The organism is Paenibacillus sp. DCT19 (assembly GCF_003268635.1).
Taxonomy (GTDB): domain Bacteria; phylum Bacillota; class Bacilli; order Paenibacillales; family Paenibacillaceae; genus Paenibacillus.
Window position 1 is genome coordinate 1,306,327 of the sequence record NZ_CP029639.1, and the last position, 24,918, is coordinate 1,331,244.

Consider the following 24,918-nt stretch of genomic DNA (forward strand, 5'->3'; position numbering starts at 1 on the left):
TTTTTCCCTAATCATAACAACCTAAAAAGATAGGCTTTACAATATCAGAACACTAGTGTACTATGTAACTAACACACCAACACAGAAAGGGGCGAGAGCTTTGTGAGTATGGAATTTGATAATAATTTACCAATCTATATACAGATCATGCAGTACATCAAGAAGCAGATTGTGACCGGAACACTGCAAGCTGGAGATAAGATTCCTTCGGTACGTGAACTAGCGGCTGAACTACAGATTAATCCCAACACGGTACAACGCACGTTCCAAGAGCTGGAACGAGAAGAAGTGGTGGAAACGAGACGTGGGCTTGGAAGATATGTGACAAGTGAGGAGTCGAAGATTATGACGATCAAAAAAGAAATGGCTGGAGAATTACTGGAGCGCTTCCTGACAGGTATGCAAGAACTCGGTATTGAGGAGCAGGACATTGTCTCGATTGTGGCAGATGCCGTTGCCGAAGGACAATCACAACAGAATCATCCGGCTGGGAAGGGAGGCACGCAGCATGACTAACATTTTGGAGTTGAACCAGATTAGTAAGTCCTACGGCAAGAAGAAGGCGTTGCAAGACGTTACGTTTGAGATTGCTCCGGGTCGAATTGTTGGATTACTTGGCAGCAACGGTAGTGGCAAGAGCACCTTGATGAAGCTGATTGCTGGATTGCTGCATCCGAGCAGTGGTTCCATTCAGGTCGCCGGCATATCGGTTGGGCTGGATACCAAGTCACTTGTCTCCTTTATGCCAGATCAGCCATTAACGGAGAGCTGGATGAAGGTACGGGATGCAATCGCCTATTACCGTGATTTCTATGCTGACTTTGATCAAGAAAAGGCACGAGAAATGCTTGATTTTATGAAGCTCGCAGAGGGGGAACGTGTTAAAAATCTCTCGAAAGGCATGAATGAAAGACTACAGCTAACACTGGCTCTATCACGTAAGGCGCGTCTATATCTATTAGATGAACCAATTGGGGGAGTTGACCCTGTCGCTCGCGGCAAAATTCTGGATGCCATCGTCAAATTCTATGATGAAGACAGCAGCCTTATTATTTCAACGCACTTATTAAATGATATTGAACGGATCTTTGACGAAGTCATTTTTATTCGAGAAGGCACAGTGGTACTGCGGGAAGAAGTGGAGACACTGCGTTTGCAAACTGGTAAAAGTGTGGATGAGATGTTCAAGGAGGTCTATGCCGAATGATGACATTACTGAAATATGACTTTAAAAGAAACTGGAACACCTTATTAGCTAGTCTAGTGACTCTGATTATTCTGCAGATTGCAGTAGCGCCATTTTTACCAAATGGTGGAGAAGTCATTCTCGCTATTGTCTCCTATACAGCGGTAGGTATAGCAACCTTTGTCAAAATGATCAAGACGTATTGGTCTAACATTCGTGCCTATAATCGTCGTCTCGTTCCTGTGTCAGGGTTGTCCCATGTATTATCCCCACTGCTCTTTGGGGCGATATGTGGATTGGTGTTGGCGGCGATTGGTACGATTCACCTTTTGATCTATGATTCTTTGAACTCAAAGATCGATATCATGTACTTTATCAACATGAGTGGAATGGACTTTTCAAGTATTATGGCCGTTATTCTACTTGGTCTTTGGGTGATCTTGTTTATGTCAGTCATCATTTTTCTCTGCATTTCGATTGCAGGCAGCTTCCGCTGGATATCGGGACCATGGATTGGGCTTGTTGCTTATTTCATCATTACCTCAGTCCTTAGCTGGGTTGAGAATGTTATTTTCCAAGGTGTAGTTAGCCCACTGCAAATATTTAACTTTACGGAGGAAAGCACTGGAATAACGTTCACCTCTAATGGACCTGTATGGGGAAATGTGATGTGGGGAAGTACGATTTTTGAAGTCATTGTAGCCATCGGATGTGTGGCCTTAACGGTGTATCTGAATAATAAAAAAGTTGAAGTATAGTCATAAGTAACATGTGATATGTAATAGATAATGTTCTGTCGTTGCTCCTAGAGCAGACAGAACATTTTTAATTTGAAGCCGCCTCTGCCTCTTTTATAAATTGTCCTTCGTAATCAGAAGAGGACTTTTTGAACAACCTCTATAACGTAAATAGATTAATTACGATATAATGGTAGATTAAGTATAGGTTTGTAAGGAGGAGGGGTTCTGTGGAGCTATACTTCAGGGATAATTTTTTCAACGCTGGTTATACGGAAATTATGAATCAAGACCAAGAACAGGTAGGGCATTTGGATCTGAAAAGTGCCTTTGGATCATCGATCGATGTATTTGCCCCGTCAGGCTTAATCTGTAGCGGCAAGTTCCGTATGTTAACGAACCGATGGGATGTAACTTCTGCGGATGGGAATCATTGGGGTGTACTCAGGGCAAGACTTAGCTTCTTCAGTAAAAAGTATGAATATGATGCTGGGCCTCGTGGTGTATATGAAGTGTCCGCACCGGCTTTTTCACAGGAGTATGATATCACCGGTATGGGTGGCAGAACAGTGGCCAACTTCAGACGAACAAGCGGGTGGTTCAGCTCAGGCGCCTTTGTGCTTCACAATGAGTCAGAACAGCTCGATTCGTATGAGCTGATCGCTGTGGTGATGGGTGTACATGCGATTAATAAGCGACGGAATTCGGCTGCGAGCAGTACGTAGGAAAATAAAGCTGGTATCGCATGATGTCTATTGAATAATGCGTAACACCAACTATCCAAAACTAAACATCGCATATCATGTTTCACCTATAAGCGCATGGGCGATGTATCGTACAACAAGCCTGGACGAAGTGTCCAGGCTTGTTGTTGCAGGGACGTATATATCAAGCGTTCAATCACAAAATCAGAGCATTTTCCTTATGGATTATAGCTTACGTAGGCTTCTAAAGTGAGCTTTTTGTGCTGAGAATGTCATATCATTACCTCGACTTAAGAAATGCCTGTAGTATTCCCTTCATCATACTGGGTGTGCTGAGACTCTGATTCACCCTCGGCATCAGATTCCGCATAACGCGCCAGCACCTTAGAGGCCGTCTCCGCCATACGCTTGCGGAGCGATGCATTGTCGGTGATCCGAACTCTTTTCCCCAGAAAGCGCATTTTGGATAGAACATAATCCATTTCTCCCCGTGGAATCGTGAGTATAATCCGATAGGTTTGTTCGCCTTCATCATAGTCGACCTGCTTCTCGAAGCAGGAGAATGCGTACAAGATCCGCGACAGCTCCTGATTATATTCAGGCAACACTTCAATAGTAACAGTTGTCTTTCGGTGTTCAGTTAATGCGGTAATCTTGTGTGCGTACTTGGAAGCGAGAGCTGCTTCAATGGGTTCGGCTTCTACGGCAATGATACTGTGAAGCTTGGTAGCCATGAGCTTGTGAAAGCGCGGGGCATACCAGAGCACGTACCATTCTTTTTTGACCATAGAGTATTCCAGCTTATATGGAAACCCAAATTGGTCATTGCTGATTCGTCCATTGCGGACACGTCCAGTTAAGCGAAACCCCTGATGATGTAATATCATCTGCCTTAAGGTTTGGAGAAGTGGATGGGAGACGCTATTCTCTACACTCTTGGCTTTTTCCGTCAGATCGTCCTGAAGGTTCAGGTCCTGCTCTGGTTCCAACATCTCCTGCAGTTTCTTGAGGGTCGATGGACGTAACGCCTCGAACGCCGCCGGATGCTTCAACATCAACCGCAGCCAAGCGCGCTCTTGCGATGTCCAGGTGAATAGCCCCGTTTCATTCAGTCTCGTCATGATCTGGTAGTTGAACATCTTCTCGAACAGGTTCATAGTACTGAGCAATCTCCTTCCATTCCTTAATCATCTCTTGGCGTAGCCTGCGGGGAGCAAGCACTTCACAGCTAGAGCCAAAACTCCGCAGCCATGGTTTGATCTCAGTTGTACCGTTCACACGAATCTCATAGAGGAAAGTATCATTACTTTCAGGCGTGATCGTACCCCATTGCCCTTGTAGCTTCACACGATCCAATATGAAGTTGCGCTGACCATCGGTGGGGTGGAAGAATCGTGCTTGCACAGTAACCGTATTTCCGGTATCCACCAGCCAGCTGTAACGGCTAAGATTCGCCCATTGTTTTTTCAATTGATTCATGTATGATTCATTCGCCGCGTCTTGCTCTTCGATCTGTGTAATGCCCTCCATTCGAAATTTCACAAAACCACGACGTCCTTGATATCCGACAACATACCAACGTCCATATTGATGGTCATAGACGACCTCCAGGGGAAGGATGCGGTTCAGACGCCCCTCAGCTTCTCGTTCAAATAATGGATTCGTGTTCTGTGAGCTGTAGCTGGATGGCTTCTTAGGAGAGTAATAGATAAACTGAACCCATTTCCGCTGCCGAATTGCACCAAGCAATGGGTATAAATGCGCTTCGTCCAAGATGCGTGAGTAGTAATGGTATTTATAGATGAAAGGTTCGGTAGCTTCTTCTTGCGGATAACTTAGGGCAATCGCCTTTTTGAGACTATCCCGCAGTAAATATCCTTGAACAGAAGGAACTTGAGTGTTCGCCATAATATCCACAAAATCATATAGTTCCAGTTGTTCCTCAGCCGTGAGCTTAGTCAGGACATCCTGTTGCAGAAGATATCGGTAGGGCCTGCCACCAGGTTCCTTGTGGATGACACCAACCTCCTCCAGATATTTGAGATCCGAACGAATCGTTTTCTCATCAGGCAATGCCATATCCTCAGGCAGGTCTTCACAGCAGGCATCCAGCAGTTCCATAGCGGTAAGGGGTGTTTGCTGAAGCGCGTGTAAAAGAAGGACAAGCCGCTTAACCTCCGTCTCTTTCATCGACTTGGCGCGAAACAGGAAGAGCAGCATAGGCTCTGCCGACTCACCATATTGGAAGCGAGCCAGGTCATTCATTTCTTTGCCTGGTTCTGAATCTGTGCGTTGTTCTGAGACAGTCTGCATAATCTCTTTTAATCGCCGTGTTGTCTTATCGAAGGTATGTATTGAAATGCCGAGTCGCTCGGCATATTGCTTACGATTATATGCACCACTTGTTAGGGATAACATACGAAGAAACTGAATTTCTTTGTCAAAGCTCTCTTTTGCCATGATACTCACTCCTTGTTAGCCTACCCCTTATTGTAACAGGAACATAGGTAGTTTTCATTTTAGATGTGTCTGTCGCCATACTTTCACCATGTTCCTGACGTACAGAAAGAGGCATAATCAAACCATAGGTTTGACCAGACAATGACACGATAGCAGATAGGATAACAAACCCGTGGTGAATCGGGAGCTATACATCGTATTAGCTATACAGCGTATTCGCCAAAGGAGGGAAAAGGCAATGAACGTAATTAGTGAAGAAATGCGATCTATGATTCATCAGCAATTGGAGCAGATTGAGCGGGAAGAGCAGGTTCAGATCCTTTATGCTTGCGAGTCAGGCAGTCGTGCTTGGGGTTTCCCCTCACAGGATAGTGATTATGATGTGCGCTTTATCTATGTAAGACCGCTGGAATGGTATCTCTCCATTGAAGAGGGACGAGATGTGATTGAACGACCAATCAATGATCAGCTTGACATTAACGGCTGGGACTTGCGTAAGGCGCTAAAGTTATTCCGTAAATCGAATCCCCCGCTGCTGGAGTGGTTGCAATCACCGATCCAGTACTTAGAGAAGTCTAGTATAGCAGGACAGATTCGTGCACAGTCGCCACTAACGTTCTCGCCTAAATCTTGTATGTATCACTATCTGAACATGGCAAAAGGAAATTTCCGGGATTATTTGCAGGGGCATCAGGTGAAGATTAAGAAGTATTTCTATGTCCTACGTCCGCTGCTTGCCTGTGGCTGGATTGAACGATATGGGACAATGCCGCCAATGGAATTTGAACGATTAGTTGAAGAGCTGATTCCTGCGTCAGATCCTTTATCTATAGAGATCCATGAACTGCTGCGCCGTAAAAAGGCAGGAGATGAGCTTGATATGGAGCCTCAGTTGCCTGCCATTCAAGCATTTTTGACAGAACAGATCGAGCACTACGAACAGACAGCCTCGCAGATGGCAAGAGAGGATGCTGTCCAGATTCAGGAACTGGATCGTATCTTCCGTTTGGCACTGCAAGAAGTATGGTGAATAGATTAAAGAGCCAGATAACCGACTTTATGACAACCTCTTTATGAACACCCACTTATAGAACGGATTAGTGAAGGAGGAAGCATCCATGCACCTTATTATACAAGCAAGTGGGGCAGACGCTGCGGTGGTGTCTCATTTGCTCGCGAAGAACCCGGGCAATATATACGATCGGACAGACAAAGGCGTACGCGTCAGAATGGTCTATACCCGTGCAACGTCTAGTGAGACAGAAGTGTTAATTCATGCAGAGCCTGATCCAGTAGATCTGGTGAGAGGTAGCCCTGACGGTTATGATATCACGCAATATATCAATGATCGGGAATTCGTGACAAGCAGTCTATTCTGCTCCTACATACGTTCAGCACTTGGCACAGCCTTGAATGGTAAACCGAAGGAAGAGTATGCGAAATGGGTGGATCATCCTTTTGACCTACAATTATCTTTTGGGCCGGTCGCTTCGGACTTACCTGATCGCGTGGTGGAAGAGTTATTTTCCCACTTAGGGTACGCTGTTACTTTGGAGCGAGAAGAGCTATCCTACTCCTTCGATCTGAAGAAGAAAAGCAGTGTAAGACGCATCATTCTTCGTGGTCAGGAGACCGTGCAAAATGCACTGCGCCAGTTATTTCTATTGATTCCGGTATTGGATAACTATAAGCACTATTTCATCAGCGAGGATGAGATTGATAAAATTAAACGTTACGGTGATGGCTGGCTGGAGACCCATCCGCACAAGGAACTTATCGTTAGACGTACCTTACGATTCGCCGAACTTATCAGGAAATATGAGTCGAAGGAAGGCACATTGTCTATACCAGACAACAAGCTGCTCAGCGCAGAAGAAGTGGAAGAGGGTAGAGATTCATTAGCTAAGGCATCCATAGATCGCTCAACTGAAGTGCCAAGAGGTGTACAAACCAGTGTACAAACAGATGTGATAACAGATGACCCACCCGTAAGACTAAATGAGTTACGATACCGTGCGATTACAGAGGTGGTTGCTCGTTTGCCGCACAGACAGAGAATCGTAGACATGGGTGCTGGAGAAGGGAAGCTATCGGCAAGGCTGGCCACCATTGCAGGCGTAGAGTCAATTTTGGCAGTAGAGCCCTCTGGTCAATCACGTCTTCGTGCGATGGAACGATTTGCGAAGCTGGAGGGTCGTCATGGTGTCGTTGCGATGCCAGAGCCGATCATCGGATCACTCTTTTATTTTGATGAACAGTTGCAGCATCAGGATGTCATGATTCTGTGCGAAGTCATTGAGCATATTGAGGCGTACCGCCTAGATGGAATTATGAGTACACTGCTTCAGGAATATCAGCCAGAAGTTTTGATCGTGACCACACCGAACAAGGAATACAATGAGGTCTATGCGATGGAGCAGGAGAGCTTCCGTCACCACGATCATCGTTTCGAGTGGACACGTAATGAACTGGCTGAACGATGTGCGGAATGGTCCGCAGATACGAATTACACCTATACGATCCAAGGCATTGGTGAACATGTAGAGGGTTACGGACAGCCGACACAGATGATTATTTTTGAGCGCAGAGAGGAGGGGCAACAATGAGCGAGGATAAGAAGCAGGTAACATCAAGAGCAGGGGAAGAATCTAATCAGCAGCTTCACGAAGCATCTCGCACAGATCGAAAAAAGAGGGAGATCAAGCTGCCACATGCGGGAATTGTGGTACTCGTCGGGCCGTCCAACAGTGGCAAAACGACATTGCTGGATCGTTTAGCGAGTGAAGGCGTCATAAGGCGGACAGAAGCGGTCTCGTCAGATCAGTTCCGAATGCTAGTGGGCGATGAAGAATATATGGAGTGGAAGAACCGTCCACGTAGCGAGGCGGATGTGTTATATGCCGAATATCAGCAGGTATCCGCGAAGGCGTTTGAGGCGATGGAAGCTATCGTAAGTACGCGTTGCCGTCTGAATAAGCTGACATGGATTGATGCGACGCATCTATATCCGGAGGACCGAGAGCGTCTTGTTCATTTGGCAAGAAAAGCACACGTGCCTGTGATCGCCATCGTACTTGATATTCCGGAGAAGGAGTTGTTGGAACGGGACAGCCAGCGGGAGTATCCGCGTGGACGGCAAAGGGTGAAGCAGCAGGTACAACAATTTAAGCGCTCATTACGCTCTATTCGTGAAGAAGGATTCGATGCAAATTATATCCTGAAACAGCCGGATGAGATCACGTTTGTTCGGGGAACGAACCCATTTCTGCTGGATATGGGATCAGGAGTGGACATCATCGGAGATATTCACGGCTGCTATGAAGAGATGATGGAATTAATCATCAAGTTGGGATATGTGAAAGGTGAGACCGGGCTGTACCTGCACCCAGACGGACGTAAGCTAGTTTCGGTTGGGGATGTATCGAGTCGCGGGCCTGAATCTCTCAAGTGTTTGTTATTCTGGCAACAGCATTGCGCTGCAGGGCTTGCTTATATGATTGATAGCAATCATGGTTGGAAAATTGCACGTTATCTGGATGGCCGCGATGTCACGCTTAGTCATGGAGATGAGCTTGTTGAGGCAGAGCTGATTCAACTGGAACAGGCTCAAGGTACAGATCTGGCACAGCGAGTGCGAGCAGAATTGCGAGACTTTTTGCTCGAAGCTCCGTCACATCTGGTGTTTACCCAGAACGGAGTGCGGCAGGTGGTCGTTGCCCATGCAGGGATACGGGATCATTTTATAGGGAAACAATCCAAGCGCATTCAAGATTACTGCCGATATGGTGATGTAGGAGGGACAGATGTGGAGGGTCGTCCTATCCGCAAAGATTGGTATGTTGACCATACTTCTGGCGAGTGCATCGTCTGGGGGCATGACCCTCGCCCATATCCTACGATTGTGAACGACACCGTCAACATTGACCAAGGTGTGGTATTTGGAGGTATGCTGACCGCTTGGCGAATGCCTGAGCGGGAATCAGTTAGTGTACCTGCCCGGAAGGATTATGCCGAGGATCGCAATAGCCCATTAGTACGTTGGGAAAGAAAACGTTTGTCGCCGCCGAACTTACGTAAATTCAAGGAAGGGTTCACTGTACAAACGAATTCGCGGATGGATGTAACGATACACGGCGAGGTTGCCCAAACGGCGATTGATACGTTCTCCCATTTTACCGTGCCTCTTGAAGAGCTAGTATACATTCCACCAACGATGAGTCCACCGCCCGTAGCTTCTTCGGTAGAAGGTTATCTGGAGCATCCGCAGGATGCGTTCCAGTATTATCGCTCACAAGGCGTTACCCGTATGGTTGCTGAGAAAAAACATATGGGAAGCCGCGCCATACTGCTGATTTTCCGTGATGAGCAGGTAGCGCGGCAACGAGTAGGTCGACCGATGCTCGGGAACATCGTGACTCGTACAGGCAGATCCTTTTTTGATCCATCAAAAGAGCAATTGGTATTGTCCAGACTACATGCAGACTTGAGCGCAGATGGTTATTTTGAGCGGCATCAAACTGAATTTGTATTGCTTGACGCCGAGATTGTACCATGGAACCTGAAGGCAAGGGAGCTAATCGCTTCACAGTATGCGCATGTGTCCGAGTCGTCTCTTATGGATCGTAACATCATGGTGGATAAACTTCGTGAAGCGGAGAAGGCGGGGCGTGATGTAACCGAATGGTTACAGGAGACTGAGCTTAAACTTGCAAATGCCCAGACATTTCGCGATGTATTCCAGTACTATTGCTGGGATGTAAATGATATTGGTGACATTCGGATTGCCCCGTTCCATACGTTGGCACACAGCACGGGTACATTCTGGGAGCAGACGCATGAATGGCATATGGAGCAGAATCGTGAGTTTGCCCGAATCTCCCCATTGATGATGGAAACAGAATACCGTATCATCGCTGACGAGAAAGATGAGGCAGACATTATTCGCTGGTGGGATGAAATGACCGCAGAGGGTCACGAAGGGATCGTTATCAAACCGGAGACGTTCCGCACCTGGAACGGAAACAAAATGATTCAGCCTGCCATCAAAGTTAGAGGACGCGCATATTTGCACATCATCTATGGTATGGATTACCTTGCGCCTGAGAATTTATCACGTCTTCGGAAACGAAAAACGTCCAAAAAAGAAAGACATGCCCTCATGGAAAGTGCGTTGGGAATGGAGGGGATCGAGCGCTTCGTACGCGGCGAATCGGTGGAGCGGATTCATGAATGTGTGCTCGCCACATTATCCCTCGAATCGGATCGAATTGATCCACGATTATAGAACTAGATTATTGAGTACGTGATTATAGAGTGCGATTGTAGAGCTTAGATGAATCGGATAGCCTCATACACTAGGTTGAGTATCTGGGATTATTCGTAATTTAAATCCAAATAAAGTAATGTGATTTGAATGTTTTCATTCAAGTTACATTGCTTTTTTCTTTTTTTTCAGAGGCGCAAACCGTTGGTACTGAACTCTTTTGGCTTGTTTGAGGCAGTAGTAAGTTAGAGGGCCGCCTAATTATTTCCTCTGAGAATTCCGATAATATGGAGGAATGTATTTTATTGTGAATGACTCAGAAAGGAAGCGGAGACCTTGTTCAAAAGGGTAGAGAGTGAAGTGGAACTAGCCATGTTCAACGGAATATGGACAACTGTCTGGACAGAAAAAGGATTCGAGCTTGAATTTTCAGAGGAAATTCTGGAAAGATACGTGGTGATTACGGAGGAAGGATACTATGTGGGTACAACGGAGATCAAGCCGTATTCGGAGGATAGCCCCATTAATGAAATTGGACCATTCCACACGCATCCCATGATTCAAGAGAACCTGAAAAAGGTTGCAGAGATTGATAAAATGGCGGTTTTGTCGAGCTTCCGGGGGCAATATATTGCCGAATTGTTATCAGCCATTGTTCATTACGCGGAGAAGAACGGTTTGACCTATTTTGTCATGTTGCTTGAACCTACGTTGATGCGAGCTTTGCGAATCTCATATCATCTACCGATTAATAAGGTTGCGGGAAGGGTGTTTTATAAGGGCGAAGACGTTATTCCCTCGATTGTGGATGTGAGAGATGTATATATGCATAAGGAACGGTATTCGTGGATTATTCATTCGGAATCGGATTCAGCCTTGGTCTCCAAGGGACTACAATTGTCCCGGCATACTTAATTTATAAGATCTTACATAGGTTATTCATTGTATTTTGATGGGAATACTTTACAGGGGGAAGAAACATTATGGCTAAGGGAGCTCTGACAGAGCTAGACAAACGTAACCGTCTATTCATCAAAATTTTGTGGATCATGCTTGCGTTTAGTATCGTTACCGATATTATGATTGGACTCGGCATGAACATTATTTTGATGCTTGTGGGTATAGGAGGTACGTCATGTGCAGTGGCTACATTCATGACATACAAGCGAATCTGGGTAACATCGATTAAATATTTTATCGCTTGTATTGTGACATTGATTGTTGTCATGCTAATCGTATTCGATCCGAATCCGGTAATAAGCACATATTTCTTAGTTTATGTAAACTTGGCCATTATGGCACTGTATGCAGATTATAAAACGATCATATTTACAGGAGTTCTCGGTGCTGGAGTGAGCACGTATATCTTTATGATACCGGAGTATGGAGATCAACTGTTTGCAGGGGATTCGCTCCTGTACTTGTATCTATATCTTGGGTTTGCGACAGCTGCATTAGCTTTTGGTGCGAACTTCAGTCAGCGATTACAGAAGCAGGTTAACGAGAGACAGCAGGAGACACTGGAGGCCAAGAAGGTTGCGGATCATCTCCTTGAACAGTTGAAGACATCCGTTCTAACGCTGGATCAGTTCAGTAACAATCAGCAAGAGGGTGTGCGTACAACAGGAGAGATCAGCAAGGAAGTCACACTCAGCTTCACGGAGATGACATCGTCCATTGAAGCACAGACGGGTAGTGTCATGAGAGTAAACGAGACAACGCAGACGATCAATCAGACTGTAAGTACATTGCTCGATGGCACACGCGAGCTACAGAATTATGCAGCAGAGAACACCAGACTTACAGAGCAGAGCAGCACTCAGATGGGCGTGTTATCTGCTGACGTTGAGAATGTACATCAGATGATGGGCAGTACAGTAGAGATGATGCAAAAGCTTAACAGTGATAATGAACGAATTAGTTCCATCGTAAGTGTCATTCAGGAGCTTGCGGAACAAACAAACCTACTCGCATTGAATGCAGCGATTGAAGCCGCGCGAGCAGGTGAGCATGGCAGAGGGTTTGCCGTTGTATCCGATGAGGTACGCAAGCTAGCAGATAGCTCAAGAAAAGCGGCGGCTGAGATCGATGGCATTCTATCCAATATTCGCTCGCAAATTAGTGGACTACATGGACAGGTTGTTCATGGGCAAACTGCTGTAGCCACCAGCAGGACGGTCTCACAGGAAGTGAGCGATCTTATTGAGCAGATCCATGAGAATATGGAGCGGATGAAGGAGCACACCGATCGTGTAGGCGAATCGTCGAACCATCTGCATGTGCAGCAGAATGATATGGTAGACAGTATGGCTCACATTGCGGGGATTACGCAGGAGAATATGGCTTCTGTAGAGGACATGCATCAAAATATGCGAACGCAGGATTCCAAAATGACAGACATGATTAGCGACTATGCTAAATTAGATCAGTTGATTACAAGTATGAAGAAACTGGTTGCTGCTTCATAATCAAGAGAGAGGCCTAAAGGGCCTCTCTTTTGTTGTTGGAAAAATGGGAGTTTTGGATCAATATAACTAACCTAAGCCCTATATCCATTCCTTCCAATCTGGGTAATAATTATAGATGTAGTTCAAAGTAAAGCTATTTGATTCCGAGGGATGTCTACGGCATCTTTTTGAACATGCATGATGAATTTGTAGCATTGGAATCTCACTACGTAACGATAGGGGTAACCTGTATGGCGTCAATGATTCTACTGGTGAAACAGACGGAGGACGATGAAAAGGTTATTTATCGATTCGGACCGAATGAGCGGAAGATGGGACTCATTGAGATGAACAAGGTTAAGGAAAGCGTGAAGGAACTGGAGCCTGTTCAGGTGGACGGCATAAGTTCAAGTTTTTACTTCAATCGAGCCGCTCAGCGATTGGTGCGATGTTTGTTCAGAGAAGGCGGTAAGTTCCCAGAGCGAACATCGTTTGAATCATAGTCCGTCTTGGATCTTCTAGTAAGAAGGCTGAGCAGACCATTGGCATAGCATGAAGCACCAACTGAATAGGTGTAACATAGAAGAAGTCCAAGCGCAACGGAGAATAGTTGCACTTGGACTTCTTTGTGTTGGAATTGGTTTAAGGATGGGGCACAGGAGCTGCGAAGCGATCGATCCATGCCCGTAATTGTTTACGAAAGGACGCTCTGGAATGTTGGGTAATCTCGATGCTGGCATCACTTTCGCTATTAACGTTATCATTGGAAATGCTCCAGAAGCCTTGTTCAGTATGAAGCATAAGCAGAGCTTGATCTGGCAAAGGGATCTCAGTTTGGTCGCTGGTATAACGAATAATACTAAGGTTATCTACTTGACGACCAGACGCTTCAAAGGACTCATACCAACGCGTAAGTAACTCATGCGATTCCGTGGGAATTTCCCAATCATTCATGAGGGTATCTAACGCAGTGTGGTTATCCTCGTTCGTAAGTACATTCCATTGTTCCTCGGTTAGCTTGAATGGAGTGGGCTGTTCAATGAATGGCTCCTGTTGTCCTGTGTAGAACCGGAATAGCTCTTCCTCCCATTCCTGCGGTTCTGTCCAAGTGAACAGGTGAACACGTTGATCCACGGCTAAGTGATATAAGTATGTATCGTTGTTATCTGTACCTTGGTGGATGGTTAATACCTTTTCTTGCTCAATGCTGTCGGAGTAGGCACGAATCATCCCGCGGCTTTGGGCAAAATGCATCAGCATCTTCAGAAACTCTGGCTCGATCTCAATCTCCGTTTCTTCCATACGTACGATGAGCCCTTTGGATAGTAGGCTGTGAGAGGCTGCTCTCAGAACAAGTTCCCAGTGCTGTTCAGATAATTCGCCATACATTGGTTTGAGAAGCCCGGCGGCAATGTCTTCTGCGCCAAGCGTGGCGAGTGCAAATCCGAATTCTTCGATAGATAGGGTAACTAGAGGTTTAGCCATGAGTTTAATCGCCTTCTTTCGATTAGATGAGTGTGTAGGGAATGTGTGATGAGAAACATGCGTGCGTGACTACTTTCGGTTTTTGTTTTTTGGAGAGATGCCAGTTAGTTAGTTCTCTATCTTACGATGTTTATTATGAGACCAAGCTGTACGTAATTTCTTTGCACCATCTGTAAATTGTTGATTCGTTAGAAGATGATAAGTAGACATGTCGACATGGGATCGATCTAAAAGAGTGAAGCGGTATAACCTAGGCACGGGTTGCGCTAAATTGTTAATTTTATCTCCAATAACTTCAATTCGCTTGATGTCAGACCAGGGAATAGATCTACCATTTTTAGCTGTCACGCAATACTGATCGAACGAGATAAGAGTTGTACTCGAAAAGAGAAAAAAGGTCAGTTTATAAAAAGCGGGAAAAACATACCAAATGGATGAGGCAAATATAAAAACGTAGAAGATAGGGCGAAACCAACCAAACGGTATATTTTTAAGATCCCAAATCATAATGCTTCCTAAAATCATGATGATTATAGTGCCGATAACCCTTCCTAGGACTACTGAACGACTGAATTTGATAGATTCCATGGATTGCTGATCACTCACTCCCCTTTATCAAGTTGTAAATTCAGCAGAACCATAAACCCAAACCATCTCGTGTTTATTAATTTTTCTATTTCGATTTACGTTCATTCCAGGTTTTGCGAAGCATTTTAAGAATGTCGTTCTCCTGATGTTTCAGTAGACTGTACGTATAGATTTTATGACGCTGTCCGCTGTGCATTTTCAAGTCATAGTAGGATGGGGTAGGTTGAATCCATTTGTTGATTCCCGGCGCAACCAATTGAATCGTTTGAATCTCCTTCCAAGGGAGGTGTTCTCCAGATTCGGTCTTAATACCAGACTCGTCAAAGCCAAACAATACATTGGAGCCAAATGCTCTAATGATGTTCCACACGAATAGCCGTCCAATAAACCAAAAGCTTAAGAAGGCGGCACTACTAAAATAAAAGGTTTGTAGAGGACTGTTCTCCCCAAAGATCACGTCACCAATCAAGACAAATCCAGCAATAATAAATAGAGCAGAAATTAATGCATGACGTATAGCAAATTTACGTTGGTATGTAACGTACTGCATGGATACCCCCTAAAGATTATTTGAAGAGTTTACTAACCCACCGAATTCCTTTTTCCGCCGCTGAGGCGATATGTTTACCGGCGTAACTACCAATAGCTCCGCCTACGTAAGCTCCAACTGCTGTTCCTGCTGGTCCTGCAAATGATAATAAGGTTCCACCGACGATTGCGCCAGCTCCCGCAGAGGCAGACTTAATTACAACATTTGATGCGGACACCGCAAGATCTGTTTTGGTTAGAGTACCATCCTTAAACTTGGAAACCGTTTTGACGCCTTCATCCCACACATTCAGTCCAACGTTAATAGGGAACAGCTTTTTGCTGATCATTTTAGGAATTTGAGAGGTTTTCATGCCATATTGGCCTTTAGTTACGCCAGCGATAACATTTCGGGTCCATTGACCAAAGCTGTTGGCTTTACTGAAACCGAGCCCGATATCGCCAACCTTTAGCTTGCCTGCCAATTTATCAAAACCCTTCAGTCCTTTCATGACCAGACCCGGGTTGCGGAATTGCTTATCTAGTTTACGTGCCATGTTACTTAAGAAGGAATTACCCTTACCCTTAACCCATGGAGCATTATGCACTTTAGCACGAGTAGGGTTGCGAGGATCTACCTTAAAATTAACCGATTTGGAAAGCACCATGGATGTAGCCATGGCAGAATACATAGCCGTACCAAACAGTCCCACGTTACCGTGGATCCCACTGATCTTATCCCAAGATTTACTTCCTTGATCATACAGGTCCGATAACGTTGTTTTAACATCTTTGCCAGAGGGAGATTGACCACCATTTGCCTGCACACCTGCTCCTTGGGACTGATCCGCTTGGGCGAAACGAGTGGCAATTGTATTCAGCTCTGTGCCGATGGAAGATACCGAAGTGGAGAAGTTCGCCATTTGCCGATGTGCCACTTGAAAATTCTGAAAGAAACGCTCCTGCGTAATTCCGGACCATTGACTCTGTAATGAACTAATATGTCTGCTCAGGTTGCTAATCATATTTCTGCTTTGTTCCGAAGCTTGCGCAAATTGGTTGGAGATATCCTGAAGCTTCTCAGGAGGGACAACAATTCTTGTCACGACATTCACCTCGCGAAAAAAATAATGAAGAAATTCTACATATGTATATATGAAAACAGCTCAACTCTAAGGGATAATTACCCAATAATTTTAATGGTCAAAACGTGCTTTCGCAACGGATAAGAGGCATTTGACGCGCAAAACAGTTCTATGGTCAGGCTAAATGAGGAGTCGTGCTAAGACTTTATTCCTGCAACCGGGACGAATGAAGGTGAAGAATGAAAAAAGTCCCCAACCATCTTAAAGAGGTTGGGGACTTAGAAGTTTAATATGACTACTACTTAATATTCGTTAGTTCAATTTTATATAGCTTCTCGCTTCAGAATGTTTTGGCATAAGAGATGAGAGCAGTAATGGTAATAATGTTGAGCAAGGTTGAGATGAGTACCGTTTGAGCAGCGAAATCAGGCTCATTGTCATACTCCTCGGCTAGAATTGATGCATTCACCCCGGTCGGCATACCAGAAGCAATGATAAGTGCCTGCGCGGCAATACCTTGCATACCTAATAGCAATACGATGGAGATCCCAATGGCTGGGCCAATCAGCAACCGTAGAAATGTGCTAATATACACATCAAGGCGATATAACCGAATCGGATATTTCACAATTTGAGCACCCAGTGTCAACAAAGCAACAGCGACCATACTTTGCTGCGCATAGGTTAGCGGCATAGATAAGAAGGTTGGTAGCGGCACATTCCACATATGAAGCAAGATACCGAGCAATAGCGCGTAAGGCACAGGCATTTTTAGAAAACCAATAATCACAGCGCGGTAATTCCCCTTAAGCTTGGCGCCTTGAATGGAGAGTACCCCATAAGTAAAGGTCAGCAAAGCCTGCAACGACATAACGAGCGCTTGAATCGATGAGGCAAGTGGGTCGCCACGGAACACAAGCGCATTAATCGGTAATCCGTAATTGCCTGCATTGTCGAGCATGATACTGTTATTAAAAGCAGCCTTCATACCTTTGCTCATCCGAAGCGTACGTGCCGTAACAGAACCGATAATATAGAGGATAACGACATAAATCGCATAGAATAGCGTGACCGTACCGAGTAATTCACCCGACATATCCGAATGATACATGCTCATAAAGACAGCGGCCGGGGTAATACAATAGAAATTAATTTTGGCGAGGGTGTACAAGTCTAGCTTGAACACCTTTTGCATCCAAGACCCGACGGCAATTAAGAGAAAGACGGGCAGGACGACTTCAAGTATGATGTCTGCAATCATCTGTTCAACTTCCTTTTTCATGAAAATTTCAGCCTATTTCGAAAAACCTTCAATCATTATAGCACTAAAAGGAGCGTGTACGTCCTATGATTCCAGATCATTTAGAACCAGGTTTATCCATTCTGTTTATCGGATTTAATCCAAGTATCACGTCCGGCGAGACAGGCCATCATTATGCATACAAAGGCAATCGCTTCTGGCGTATCCTCGAACGTTCCGGTTTGACGCCGCGTTTATACCAAACTGAAGAGGATGGGGAGCTACTGAAGTTAGGATATGGATTTACGAATATTGTCGCGCGACCAACAAGAGGTGTAGAAGATATTACACGTGAAGAGTATGCCGAGGGACGGGAGATTCTAAAGCAAAAATTAGAGCAATACCGCCCAGACATCGCTTGTTTCGTCGGCAAAGGGGTATATACCCAATATAGCAAACGCACCAAAGTAGAGTGGGGATTCCAAGATGATCCAGTTGTTCCGGAGATTCATGAATTTGTAGCTCCTTCGTCCAGTGGTCTGGTACGGATGTCGATGGATGAGATTGTGGGAATCTACGCGCAGCTCAGTGATTTTATATCGGAGAAGAAGTAAATACACCTTATGCAGGATTCGCTTATCCGGCTTCTACCGGAACGAGCGAATTCTTTTTTTTGGATGAAGTGAGAAGTTTCGGGAAGTCACACCGTCTATATAGTACAGAACCATGCATGGAAGCTGTAGAGAAGGGGGATTACATGGCACAGCAGCTACAGGAGGAGGAACTCATTGAACGCATTATTGGGGGAGAGAAACAACTGTTTGCCGTCCTTGTGGATCGATATAAAAATAAAGTCTTCGGCATTATGCGCGGAATGGGTGCAAGTCATCAGGATGCACAAGATCTAGCTCAGGATACGTTTATTCGCATCTATCGATATTTGCCAACAAGGCGAGCGGGGAGTAGCTTCTCTTCGTGGGTGTACACCATCGCAGTGAATCGAATGCGGGATTTTCTACGGGAAAAGAAACCGGTGATGACGGCTGTAGACAACGGTCTAGAGCGCAGTCATGACAATACACCAGAACAACAAGTGCTGCACAAGGAGATGCAGCGTGAGATATATCGTCAAATGGACGAGCTACCTGAGGCATATCGGCTTGTCCTATTGTTGAAATATACAAATGAGCTGAGCTATGAAGAAATCGCAGAGATTACTGGCATGAGCCCAGGGCAAGTGCGTAATGCCCTCCACCGAGGCAAAAAATCACTTAAGAAAAAGCTGGAACGTAGAGGAGGGTTAGCGACATATGAAGCCTATTCTAAATGAGGAAGAACGGTTGCTGGAGCAGCATTTGTTCCGGGAAGAACCAGACGCTGATTTTACGCTGGAAGTGATGCAGAAGCTGGAAGATGTATCCATGGTGAGCGGAGAAGATGAGCTACAGCCGACGAAAGCCAGCAAAAAGATATGGTTCCGTCGAACCGGGATGGCTGCCGCTGTAATTCTTCTGCTTGGGGAGCATGGTTCGCTTGGGAACAGAACGTGGTGCCTACAAAGCCAGGCGTGAGCGCAGTGAATCCGCCACTTCCGAATATCCCTGTTCCAGAAAGCTTGAGGTATTTCAATCTAACTGATGATTACAAGCGTCTACAGCCACTAGGTCTATACGTTAATCCGCAGATTGAGATTGAGAATGAGGGCTACACGCTCAAGATCCATCATATGCTGGTGGATCGTTCGCAGATTGTGATGACGATAGAACAAATAGCCCCGGACGGGACAAATGCATACCTTGTTACCCCATACTCAGGCAATATTCATATTACAGATGAAAATGGGCATCAAGTCGCCACAATTGTAAAAGAAACCAACCTTTACCGAGCCGGTTTTCAGAGATGGGTATTTCAACTGAATGATGACATCCCCGATCAAGTGGTTGTACGAGGGAACTGGGGCATTTAACTGCAGAAGAATACACTATTGGGGTGAATAAGCCATCTGAAAAGAAAACGATCGACTGGAGCTTTCAATTTAATTTGGATATGACCAAGGCCAAAGCGTTATCTATCCAAACACCACTGAAGGACACGTATACAACGCCAGAAGGTTTACAGATCGGATTAACTCAAATGATCCGAACGCCAAATGGAATTCGTCTGGATCTCGATGTGAGCCTGAGTGACGAGTTGCAAGCTAAAGTCGAGGCAGGATGGGACGAGGAGCTGGAAATTTTGTATCATCTGGAGATTCCTGATACGAAGGAATATCGTATTTTTAACGGCAGTAGGTCAGGTGCGCGGCAAGCTAAATTCCAAGTGAAAGACCTCAGCCAGCTAAGTGGTACAGAGGGGCATATCCAATTATCCGAGGTGTGGGATCCTGCATATGTAACGCTGGATGCGAAGCATATTCGCTTTGTGCTGGATGGCTACACGATACCTGTGAAACAAGAGACATTAATGGAGATTGATTTGAATCAGCTCTACAGAAAGCCTGTCAAAATTAAGCAAGAAGGTGCTGAGTACACTATTCATGGCTATAGCTTTGATCCTGTCGAAGAGGCATATGTTCTGGAGAAGGACAACAAGGACACGGAAGAAAATGAACTTGTGCTTAAAGCAAGCTCTATTCAAACGGGCAAACATACTCGGGAAGATTGGTTGATCGTGGATGATGTAGGGAATGAGCATATAATTGAAGGTGTAGGAACTGAGATTAGAGTAAATGAAAAGGGACAGAGCATAACGGACGATTGGAAGTTTATGGTTCGGGATTATGATCGAAGCAAGGGTTCAAAATTCACACTAAAACGAACAATTTACAAACAAGACTTTGACGATGTTGATTGGGCAGTGGATTTACCGTCTTACAGAAGTTTGCCTTGGCAGCAATGAGGAGGGGTCTGTAGAACTCAATGTTCTCGTGTTCTGGAACATCTCAAATTTATGAGAAATTTGAATGAAAATCTCTTGTTGATTTTCAAGAGGAGAAGCGAAGCGATCGGGAAGTTATTCTGTCATCGAAGTGCCAAGTGTAAACTATTCTTTAGTTCAATTTATATGGATTAGAGCTATCTCTATAAATACACACAGGGGATGTCCCACAAGTCATGAATATGACGAGGGACATCCCCTTTAGCATTATTATAATGTAATGAACCTGACACAAGCTATTCGCGTCCATCTAGCGTGAGATTCCATAGGTTTAGCCTACGAACAATCACTACACTAACTTCAGATGATCCCCAATCAGCACTTTCTGACCTGTGCGGGCACTTTCGAGAGATGCAAGCACCATTGCCATACTGTACTGATTATCGCTACAGTTTGTTTCGGGAAGGCGGCCAGCCTCTAGCGCAGAGAACATATCCTCAAGACAGCCATGATGCCCGGTTTTCTCCATCACAGGCAACGTTCCTTCGATTCGTTCATGGGGCTGCAAGAACGATAGTTTGCCATCAGCCTCCCGCTGTTCCGCCGCAACGACCTCCGCATAGATTGCGTCATGACCATCCCAGATGGCAGTGCCTTTCTCCCCAGTAACACGCCACGACGCTTCCCATGAAGTAGGTGAACCTTCAGCGCACCAAGAACCGCGATAGTTGAATATCGAACCATCCGACATTTCAAATATACAGATTGCCATCGCATTGCCTGTATACCAGGAGCCAGGAGGATTGAACTCATGACAATAAACGGATACGGGGTTCGCCCCCATAATTAATCTAGCTTGATCGAAGGTATGTATGGACATATCCAGTAACAGCGGACTATCCATTACGTCACGAAATCCACCGAAGTGAGGACCGAGGAAGAAATCAGCTCCTGCATACCCAACTTTACCAATATGCCCATCTTCTATCAGTTGCCGATAGGCACGAATACGTGGATCGAAGCGGCGATTCTGCATGACGGCTTGAATACGCCCCGTGCTTCGTGAAGTTTGCACGATGTCTTCACATTCAGCGAATGATTCAGCCAGTGGTTTCTCGCCAAACACATGGCAGCCCTCTTGTAACGCAGCCATAGATATACCGTAGTGGCTAGCTGGAATCGTTACATCGAATACAATCGTTGCATCGGTCGCCCGGATGGCATCACGAATATCGGTGAACGTTGGACAGGTGAGACCATGTCTAGCCGCAAGTGCTGCTGCCACAGGCTCGTATAGATCGACAAGCCCTACAATCTCTGTGTTCGGTCTAGCCAGTGCGTAATCCACCCAAGTGTTGGACATGGCACCACAGCCGGCGATAACGACCCGATGGTGTTGAGTCACCTTATCATCTCCTCTTGCTTCTCATGTGCTTCATTGATGTTTGATCTGTGCATCGGCTATCTTCTCAGACACGTCAGACACAACACTCCTGCTGCCTAGACTGGATTCGGTACAAAATCCCCGCCACGACATTGCTTCAGATAACGAAGGGCATGCACCTGTCCTGTCATCTCTAATTCGTCCTTGTAGACCGGATCATGCCAGCCTTCAATATCAATCGTGCCCTGGTATCCATGCTGCCGCAGAATGGTGATAATATCCGACCAATTGCTATCCCGAAGCCCGGTGTGCGATGCCATACAAATTCATGCGGCCCATGCACGCCATGCTCCTTCACAATATCCCAAGCGATGGTGGCGTCTTTACCATGCACATGGAACACTTTAGGTGCCCATTTACGCAGTTGAGGAATTGGATCAATCAGGCTGACCATCTGGTGGCATGGCTCCCATTCTAGTCCGATATTGTCCTCTGGTACAGCGTTGAACATCATTTCCCATGCGGTTGGATTGTGGGCAATATTCCAATCGCCAGTCTGCCAGTTTCCACCCATATCACAGTTCTCAAATGCGATGCGTACACCGCGTTCTGCCGCTCGGCGTGTTAACTCTCCAAACACCTCTTTGAATTTAGGAATCGATTGATCGATAGGTTGATCAGTCAGTCGTCCTGTGAATCCCGAGACGATATCTGCGCCGAACAGATGGGCATGATCGATAGCTCGCTCCCAGCTAGCCAGTGTATCTGCGTTATTGCCAGCCCCGGTAAGTGGATTACCGAATACGCTAAGCGCGGAAATGACAACATTATTTTCGTCTACAATCTCGCGAACACGTTTGGCTGTTTCCGTTAAATCCAAGTCTCCTGTCGTCTGCCAGAAGGTCAGATTGAATGATTCGAAGCCGTGCTGCATAATCTGTGGGATGACGCGAACAGCGTCTCCTCCACCTACCAGGGTACCTATACGCAATGGATTATTCATCGTTGTAATTCACTCCAATATTGGCTTATAGTAACTTCATGACACACTCATTATATCCGGGCATCTGCCAGATAGCTCTATACAATCTTGTGCAATATTAGTCCGATCTTGTGGGGAAGGAGCCATTGGCGATGTTAGACCTGAAAGCGCTTCACGAAAATACAAGAATTGACCATAAGTCACATCCATTTCAACTGTTTGAAAATCGTTTCAGGCAAATGAAAGCTGGCGAATGTATTTTATATTTGCATTGGCATAAGCACTTTGAACTTATTATGATGCGAAAGGGCAGTGTCCTTTTTCATATCGATAGTAAACCTTACGCTGCGGAAGCAGGCGAGCTCATTGTCATTCCAGGTGGGGCGCTACATGTTGGATATGCCGCTCAAGAAGGGGATGTGGAATACGACTCGGTTGTGGTGAATCCAGCCTTATTTCATGATTTTATGCATGATCAAGTTCATATCGAGTACGTTGCTCCCTATCTAGAGGGAGAGTGAGGTTCCCGGTAAAACCTGCTGACCAAGACGATATCTGTCTCACGTATTATGCATTGATGCATGAAGCGATTGAAGAGATGTCCTTACGGCCTCCGGCTTATCAGCTTGTGGTGAAATCTAAGTTGCATGCTCTATTCACGATGCTTGCCCGTACATTTCTGCCACAGCAACGATCAGAGCGGAGCACGAGGTCCTATTTTCCCAATCGAGAACGATTCAAGCAATTGATTGAACAGGTTGAGGCAACACCGACATCCAAAATCTCAGTGACTGAAGCGGCGAGCCAAGTTGGGCTGAATGCATATCATTTCTGCAAAATGTTCAAAAAACTAACCGGCCGTACATTCGTGGAATATGTAAATGGATGCAAAATGACAGAAGCGGAGCGGCTGCTGCGTGAGAGCAGTCTAACGATTACGGAGATTGCCGCTAGAGTGGGCTGCGAGAACGCCAATTATTTTACTAAATTATATAAAAAACATAAGGGAATGACCCCGTCACAAGGGCGGTTAGAGAAAGAACGTTAGGTGCTCTAGAGTTGATTAAAGGATGAATTGAGGTATTGAGGTGTAACTGAGGAATAGTGATGGGTATTCATTACTCTAGCCTGTGAAAAGAAAGAAAAAAACGGACGCTCGCACCAATCTGCGAATGCCCGTTGGAATCGTGTAATAAGACTACTTCATAAATCGGGAGAACAGCCGGTTGGCTTTTCTGGAGAGGTCGTCCAGCTTGATGTTGGCTTGATCCAATTGGTTGTATCCCCATTTGATCGTTTGCAGCATGCGTGGAGACAGTGGCGTTCCCTTAATCCTTGGATAGATATTGTGATATGCCCAGACAAGGTGTTCCCAGCGATGATCGTTACCGTCCTGAATGTATTCAGATACGTCCAGAACTTTGCCACGTCCATTCTGGAGCAACACATTTTTCAAATGAATGTCCCGCGGATTTAGCCCACGACTGCGGACAGCCTCGCGAGCTGCATCCACATCGAGCATCACTTGCTCGGGACGGGGATTCCCTTCTCCAGACATTCCAGCAGTGTGTCCCCAGGCTCGTAACTAATAACGAGAATATTCCTGCCGCTGCCGTAATAGGTGGGGAAATAAGGTAAACCTTTGAGCTGCTCATATACTTCTTTTTCGTTTTGTAACTTGTCCAGGGCATGATCCGAGTACATTTTGAAGGCGTATTGTGGCAGTCCCTCATACGTAAATACGGCGGCATCTGTACCTGTACCGATGCAGTGCAAGCCGTGCACTTGGCCAATGATGTCTACAAGCTCATTCCGGTCGCTTCCGATGACTTGGATCTGTTGTAACGCTTCTTCTGCCTGGAACCAATCCGGTCGATTCATGGGTGGTGCCTCCTTTAAGGATATACCTCTAATCCTCATTCAAATGAATACATCTCATCTTGTGCTCAGCA

At 45.6% G+C, this 24,918-nt stretch carries 26 protein-coding genes and 1 pseudogene; 17 read left to right on the forward strand and 10 right to left on the reverse strand.

What is annotated here, in order from left to right:
- Positions 1–102 precede the first annotated feature (102 nt).
- From DMB88_RS05710 to DMB88_RS05725, 4 genes are all read left to right on the forward strand, one after another.
- A complete protein-coding gene (locus DMB88_RS05710) occupies positions 103–516 on the forward strand; it encodes a GntR family transcriptional regulator (protein WP_128100576.1) in 414 nt (137 codons plus the stop codon).
- The gene (locus tag DMB88_RS05715) at positions 509–1,207 is read left to right on the forward strand and encodes an ABC transporter ATP-binding protein (protein ID WP_128100577.1); all 699 of its coding nucleotides are present in this window, start codon (positions 509–511) and stop codon (positions 1,205–1,207) included. Before DMB88_RS05710 ends, DMB88_RS05715 begins: the two co-directional genes overlap by 8 nt.
- A complete protein-coding gene (locus tag DMB88_RS05720; RefSeq protein ID WP_128100578.1) occupies positions 1,204–1,944 on the forward strand; it encodes a hypothetical protein in 741 nt (246 codons plus the stop codon). Before DMB88_RS05715 ends, DMB88_RS05720 begins: the two co-directional genes overlap by 4 nt.
- A 209-nt stretch (positions 1,945–2,153) precedes the next feature.
- Positions 2,154–2,648, forward strand: a complete 495-nt coding sequence (locus DMB88_RS05725; protein WP_128100579.1) for an LURP-one-related/scramblase family protein — start codon at positions 2,154–2,156, stop codon at positions 2,646–2,648.
- A 269-nt stretch (positions 2,649–2,917) separates the two neighbouring features.
- Here the strand turns inward: DMB88_RS05725 and DMB88_RS05730 are convergent, their stop codons facing one another.
- Both DMB88_RS05730 and DMB88_RS05735 read right to left on the reverse strand, forming a co-directional pair.
- Entirely contained in the window at positions 2,918–3,784 is an 867-nt protein-coding gene (locus DMB88_RS05730; protein WP_128100580.1) for a WYL domain-containing protein, read from the reverse strand.
- Complete coding sequence (locus DMB88_RS05735; protein ID WP_128100581.1) at positions 3,732–5,087, reverse strand: helix-turn-helix transcriptional regulator; 1,356 nt, start codon at positions 5,085–5,087, stop codon at positions 3,732–3,734. Before DMB88_RS05735 ends, DMB88_RS05730 begins: the two co-directional genes overlap by 53 nt.
- 238 nt (positions 5,088–5,325) lie before the next feature.
- On the opposite strand from DMB88_RS05735, the gene DMB88_RS05740 reads away from it, so the two are divergent.
- The 6 genes from DMB88_RS05740 (at position 5,326) to DMB88_RS05765 (ending at position 13,300) form a co-directional block, all read left to right on the forward strand.
- Positions 5,326–6,117 (forward strand): nucleotidyltransferase domain-containing protein, encoded by a 792-nt coding sequence (locus tag DMB88_RS05740; protein ID WP_128100582.1) that lies wholly within the window; start codon positions 5,326–5,328, stop codon positions 6,115–6,117.
- Between the two features lie 88 nt (positions 6,118–6,205).
- Positions 6,206–7,693 carry a methyltransferase domain-containing protein gene (locus tag DMB88_RS05745; RefSeq protein WP_128100583.1) on the forward strand — a complete coding sequence of 496 codons (1,488 nt, stop codon included), beginning with the start codon at positions 6,206–6,208 and terminating at the stop codon, positions 7,691–7,693.
- The gene (locus DMB88_RS05750; RefSeq protein WP_128100584.1) at positions 7,690–10,371 is read left to right on the forward strand and encodes a polynucleotide kinase-phosphatase; all 2,682 of its coding nucleotides are present in this window, start codon (positions 7,690–7,692) and stop codon (positions 10,369–10,371) included. The genes DMB88_RS05745 and DMB88_RS05750 overlap by 4 nt, the downstream gene beginning before the upstream one ends.
- Before the next feature lie 315 nt (positions 10,372–10,686).
- On the forward strand, positions 10,687–11,265 hold the full coding sequence (locus tag DMB88_RS05755) for a GNAT family N-acetyltransferase (RefSeq protein ID WP_128100585.1): 579 nt from the start codon (positions 10,687–10,689) through the stop codon (positions 11,263–11,265).
- Positions 11,266–11,333: 68 nt separating this feature from the next.
- Positions 11,334–12,818, forward strand: a complete 1,485-nt coding sequence (locus DMB88_RS05760; RefSeq protein WP_128100586.1) for a methyl-accepting chemotaxis protein — start codon at positions 11,334–11,336, stop codon at positions 12,816–12,818.
- 230 nt (positions 12,819–13,048) lie between these two features.
- Complete coding sequence (locus DMB88_RS05765; RefSeq protein ID WP_128100587.1) at positions 13,049–13,300, forward strand: RNA-binding protein; 252 nt, start codon at positions 13,049–13,051, stop codon at positions 13,298–13,300.
- A gap of 139 nt (positions 13,301–13,439) precedes the next feature.
- Here the strand turns inward: DMB88_RS05765 and DMB88_RS05770 are convergent, their stop codons facing one another.
- The 5 genes from DMB88_RS05770 to DMB88_RS05790 all read right to left on the reverse strand — a co-directional run bounded on the left by DMB88_RS05770 (position 13,440) and on the right by DMB88_RS05790 (position 17,744).
- Complete coding sequence (locus DMB88_RS05770; protein WP_128100588.1) at positions 13,440–14,282, reverse strand: hypothetical protein; 843 nt, start codon at positions 14,280–14,282, stop codon at positions 13,440–13,442.
- Between the two features lie 108 nt (positions 14,283–14,390).
- Complete coding sequence (locus DMB88_RS05775; RefSeq protein WP_128100589.1) at positions 14,391–14,888, reverse strand: hypothetical protein; 498 nt, start codon at positions 14,886–14,888, stop codon at positions 14,391–14,393.
- Between the two features lie 67 nt (positions 14,889–14,955).
- Positions 14,956–15,420: a hypothetical protein gene (locus DMB88_RS05780; RefSeq protein ID WP_128100590.1), complete on the reverse strand. Its 465-nt coding sequence runs from the start codon at positions 15,418–15,420 to the stop codon at positions 14,956–14,958.
- Between the two features lie 16 nt (positions 15,421–15,436).
- Positions 15,437–16,504 carry a WXG100 family type VII secretion target gene (locus tag DMB88_RS05785; RefSeq protein ID WP_128100591.1) on the reverse strand — a complete coding sequence of 356 codons (1,068 nt, stop codon included), beginning with the start codon at positions 16,502–16,504 and terminating at the stop codon, positions 15,437–15,439.
- Between the two features lie 319 nt (positions 16,505–16,823).
- Complete coding sequence (locus DMB88_RS05790; RefSeq protein WP_128104331.1) at positions 16,824–17,744, reverse strand: AEC family transporter; 921 nt, start codon at positions 17,742–17,744, stop codon at positions 16,824–16,826.
- 86 nt (positions 17,745–17,830) lie between these two features.
- Here DMB88_RS05790 and DMB88_RS05795 point away from each other — a divergent pair, with 86 nt between their 5' ends.
- The 5 genes from DMB88_RS05795 to DMB88_RS05815 all read left to right on the forward strand — a co-directional run bounded on the left by DMB88_RS05795 (position 17,831) and on the right by DMB88_RS05815 (position 20,621).
- Positions 17,831–18,337 (forward strand): mismatch-specific DNA-glycosylase, encoded by a 507-nt coding sequence (locus DMB88_RS05795; RefSeq protein WP_128100592.1) that lies wholly within the window; start codon positions 17,831–17,833, stop codon positions 18,335–18,337.
- A gap of 143 nt (positions 18,338–18,480) precedes the next feature.
- Positions 18,481–19,053 carry an RNA polymerase sigma factor gene (locus tag DMB88_RS05800; RefSeq protein ID WP_056693936.1) on the forward strand — a complete coding sequence of 191 codons (573 nt, stop codon included), beginning with the start codon at positions 18,481–18,483 and terminating at the stop codon, positions 19,051–19,053.
- Positions 19,034–19,294: a hypothetical protein gene (locus tag DMB88_RS05805; protein ID WP_128100593.1), complete on the forward strand. Its 261-nt coding sequence runs from the start codon at positions 19,034–19,036 to the stop codon at positions 19,292–19,294. Before DMB88_RS05800 ends, DMB88_RS05805 begins: the two co-directional genes overlap by 20 nt.
- Entirely contained in the window at positions 19,273–19,689 is a 417-nt protein-coding gene (locus DMB88_RS05810) for a hypothetical protein (RefSeq protein WP_128100594.1), read from the forward strand. The genes DMB88_RS05805 and DMB88_RS05810 overlap by 22 nt, the downstream gene beginning before the upstream one ends.
- 23 nt (positions 19,690–19,712) lie before the next feature.
- Entirely contained in the window at positions 19,713–20,621 is a 909-nt protein-coding gene (locus DMB88_RS05815) for a hypothetical protein (RefSeq protein ID WP_128100595.1), read from the forward strand.
- 328 nt (positions 20,622–20,949) lie between these two features.
- Here the strand turns inward: DMB88_RS05815 and DMB88_RS05820 are convergent, their stop codons facing one another.
- Positions 20,950–22,005, reverse strand: a complete 1,056-nt coding sequence (locus tag DMB88_RS05820; RefSeq protein ID WP_128100596.1) for a Gfo/Idh/MocA family protein — start codon at positions 22,003–22,005, stop codon at positions 20,950–20,952.
- 172 nt (positions 22,006–22,177) lie between these two features.
- Positions 22,178–22,987, reverse strand: a complete 810-nt coding sequence (locus DMB88_RS05825) for a sugar phosphate isomerase/epimerase family protein (protein WP_254438472.1) — start codon at positions 22,985–22,987, stop codon at positions 22,178–22,180.
- A 131-nt stretch (positions 22,988–23,118) separates the two neighbouring features.
- Between DMB88_RS05825 and DMB88_RS30855 the strand changes: the two genes are divergently transcribed.
- Both DMB88_RS30855 and DMB88_RS30860 read left to right on the forward strand, forming a co-directional pair.
- A complete protein-coding gene (locus DMB88_RS30855; protein WP_254438473.1) occupies positions 23,119–23,487 on the forward strand; it encodes an AraC family ligand binding domain-containing protein in 369 nt (122 codons plus the stop codon).
- Positions 23,484–24,014 (forward strand): helix-turn-helix transcriptional regulator, encoded by a 531-nt coding sequence (locus tag DMB88_RS30860; RefSeq protein ID WP_254438474.1) that lies wholly within the window; start codon positions 23,484–23,486, stop codon positions 24,012–24,014. The genes DMB88_RS30855 and DMB88_RS30860 overlap by 4 nt, the downstream gene beginning before the upstream one ends.
- Before the next feature lie 150 nt (positions 24,015–24,164).
- On the opposite strand, the pseudogene DMB88_RS05835 reads toward DMB88_RS30860, so the two are convergent.
- Positions 24,165–24,847 (reverse strand): annotated as a pseudogene (locus DMB88_RS05835) (serine/threonine protein kinase).
- Between the last annotated feature and the right edge of the window lie 71 nt (positions 24,848–24,918).

What these genes read in the sequence shown, in the direction of transcription:
- DMB88_RS05750 (WP_128100584.1), top strand. Translation starts at nt 7,690, where the DNA reads ATGAGCGAGGATAAGAAGCAGGTAACATCAAGAGCAGGGGAAGAATCT.
- DMB88_RS05800 (WP_056693936.1), top strand. Translation starts at nt 18,481, where the DNA reads ATGGCACAGCAGCTACAGGAGGAGGAACTCATTGAACGCATTATTGGG.
- DMB88_RS05740 (WP_128100582.1), top strand. Translation starts at nt 5,326, where the DNA reads ATGAACGTAATTAGTGAAGAAATGCGATCTATGATTCATCAGCAATTG.
- DMB88_RS05730 (WP_128100580.1), bottom strand. Translation starts at nt 3,784, where the DNA reads ATGAACCTGTTCGAGAAGATGTTCAACTACCAGATCATGACGAGACTG.
- DMB88_RS05715 (WP_128100577.1), top strand. Translation starts at nt 509, where the DNA reads ATGACTAACATTTTGGAGTTGAACCAGATTAGTAAGTCCTACGGCAAG.
- DMB88_RS05765 (WP_128100587.1), top strand. Translation starts at nt 13,049, where the DNA reads ATGGCGTCAATGATTCTACTGGTGAAACAGACGGAGGACGATGAAAAG.
- DMB88_RS05790 (WP_128104331.1), bottom strand. Translation starts at nt 17,744, where the DNA reads ATGATTGCAGACATCATACTTGAAGTCGTCCTGCCCGTCTTTCTCTTA.
- DMB88_RS05795 (WP_128100592.1), top strand. Translation starts at nt 17,831, where the DNA reads ATGATTCCAGATCATTTAGAACCAGGTTTATCCATTCTGTTTATCGGA.
- DMB88_RS05760 (WP_128100586.1), top strand. Translation starts at nt 11,334, where the DNA reads ATGGCTAAGGGAGCTCTGACAGAGCTAGACAAACGTAACCGTCTATTC.
- DMB88_RS05745 (WP_128100583.1), top strand. Translation starts at nt 6,206, where the DNA reads ATGCACCTTATTATACAAGCAAGTGGGGCAGACGCTGCGGTGGTGTCT.
- DMB88_RS30855 (WP_254438473.1), top strand. Translation starts at nt 23,119, where the DNA reads ATGTTAGACCTGAAAGCGCTTCACGAAAATACAAGAATTGACCATAAG.
- DMB88_RS05720 (WP_128100578.1), top strand. Translation starts at nt 1,204, where the DNA reads ATGATGACATTACTGAAATATGACTTTAAAAGAAACTGGAACACCTTA.
- DMB88_RS05780 (WP_128100590.1), bottom strand. Translation starts at nt 15,420, where the DNA reads ATGCAGTACGTTACATACCAACGTAAATTTGCTATACGTCATGCATTA.
- DMB88_RS05825 (WP_254438472.1), bottom strand. Translation starts at nt 22,987, where the DNA reads ATGAATAATCCATTGCGTATAGGTACCCTGGTAGGTGGAGGAGACGCT.
- DMB88_RS05735 (WP_128100581.1), bottom strand. Translation starts at nt 5,087, where the DNA reads ATGGCAAAAGAGAGCTTTGACAAAGAAATTCAGTTTCTTCGTATGTTA.
- DMB88_RS05770 (WP_128100588.1), bottom strand. Translation starts at nt 14,282, where the DNA reads ATGGCTAAACCTCTAGTTACCCTATCTATCGAAGAATTCGGATTTGCA.
- DMB88_RS05805 (WP_128100593.1), top strand. Translation starts at nt 19,034, where the DNA reads ATGAAGCCTATTCTAAATGAGGAAGAACGGTTGCTGGAGCAGCATTTG.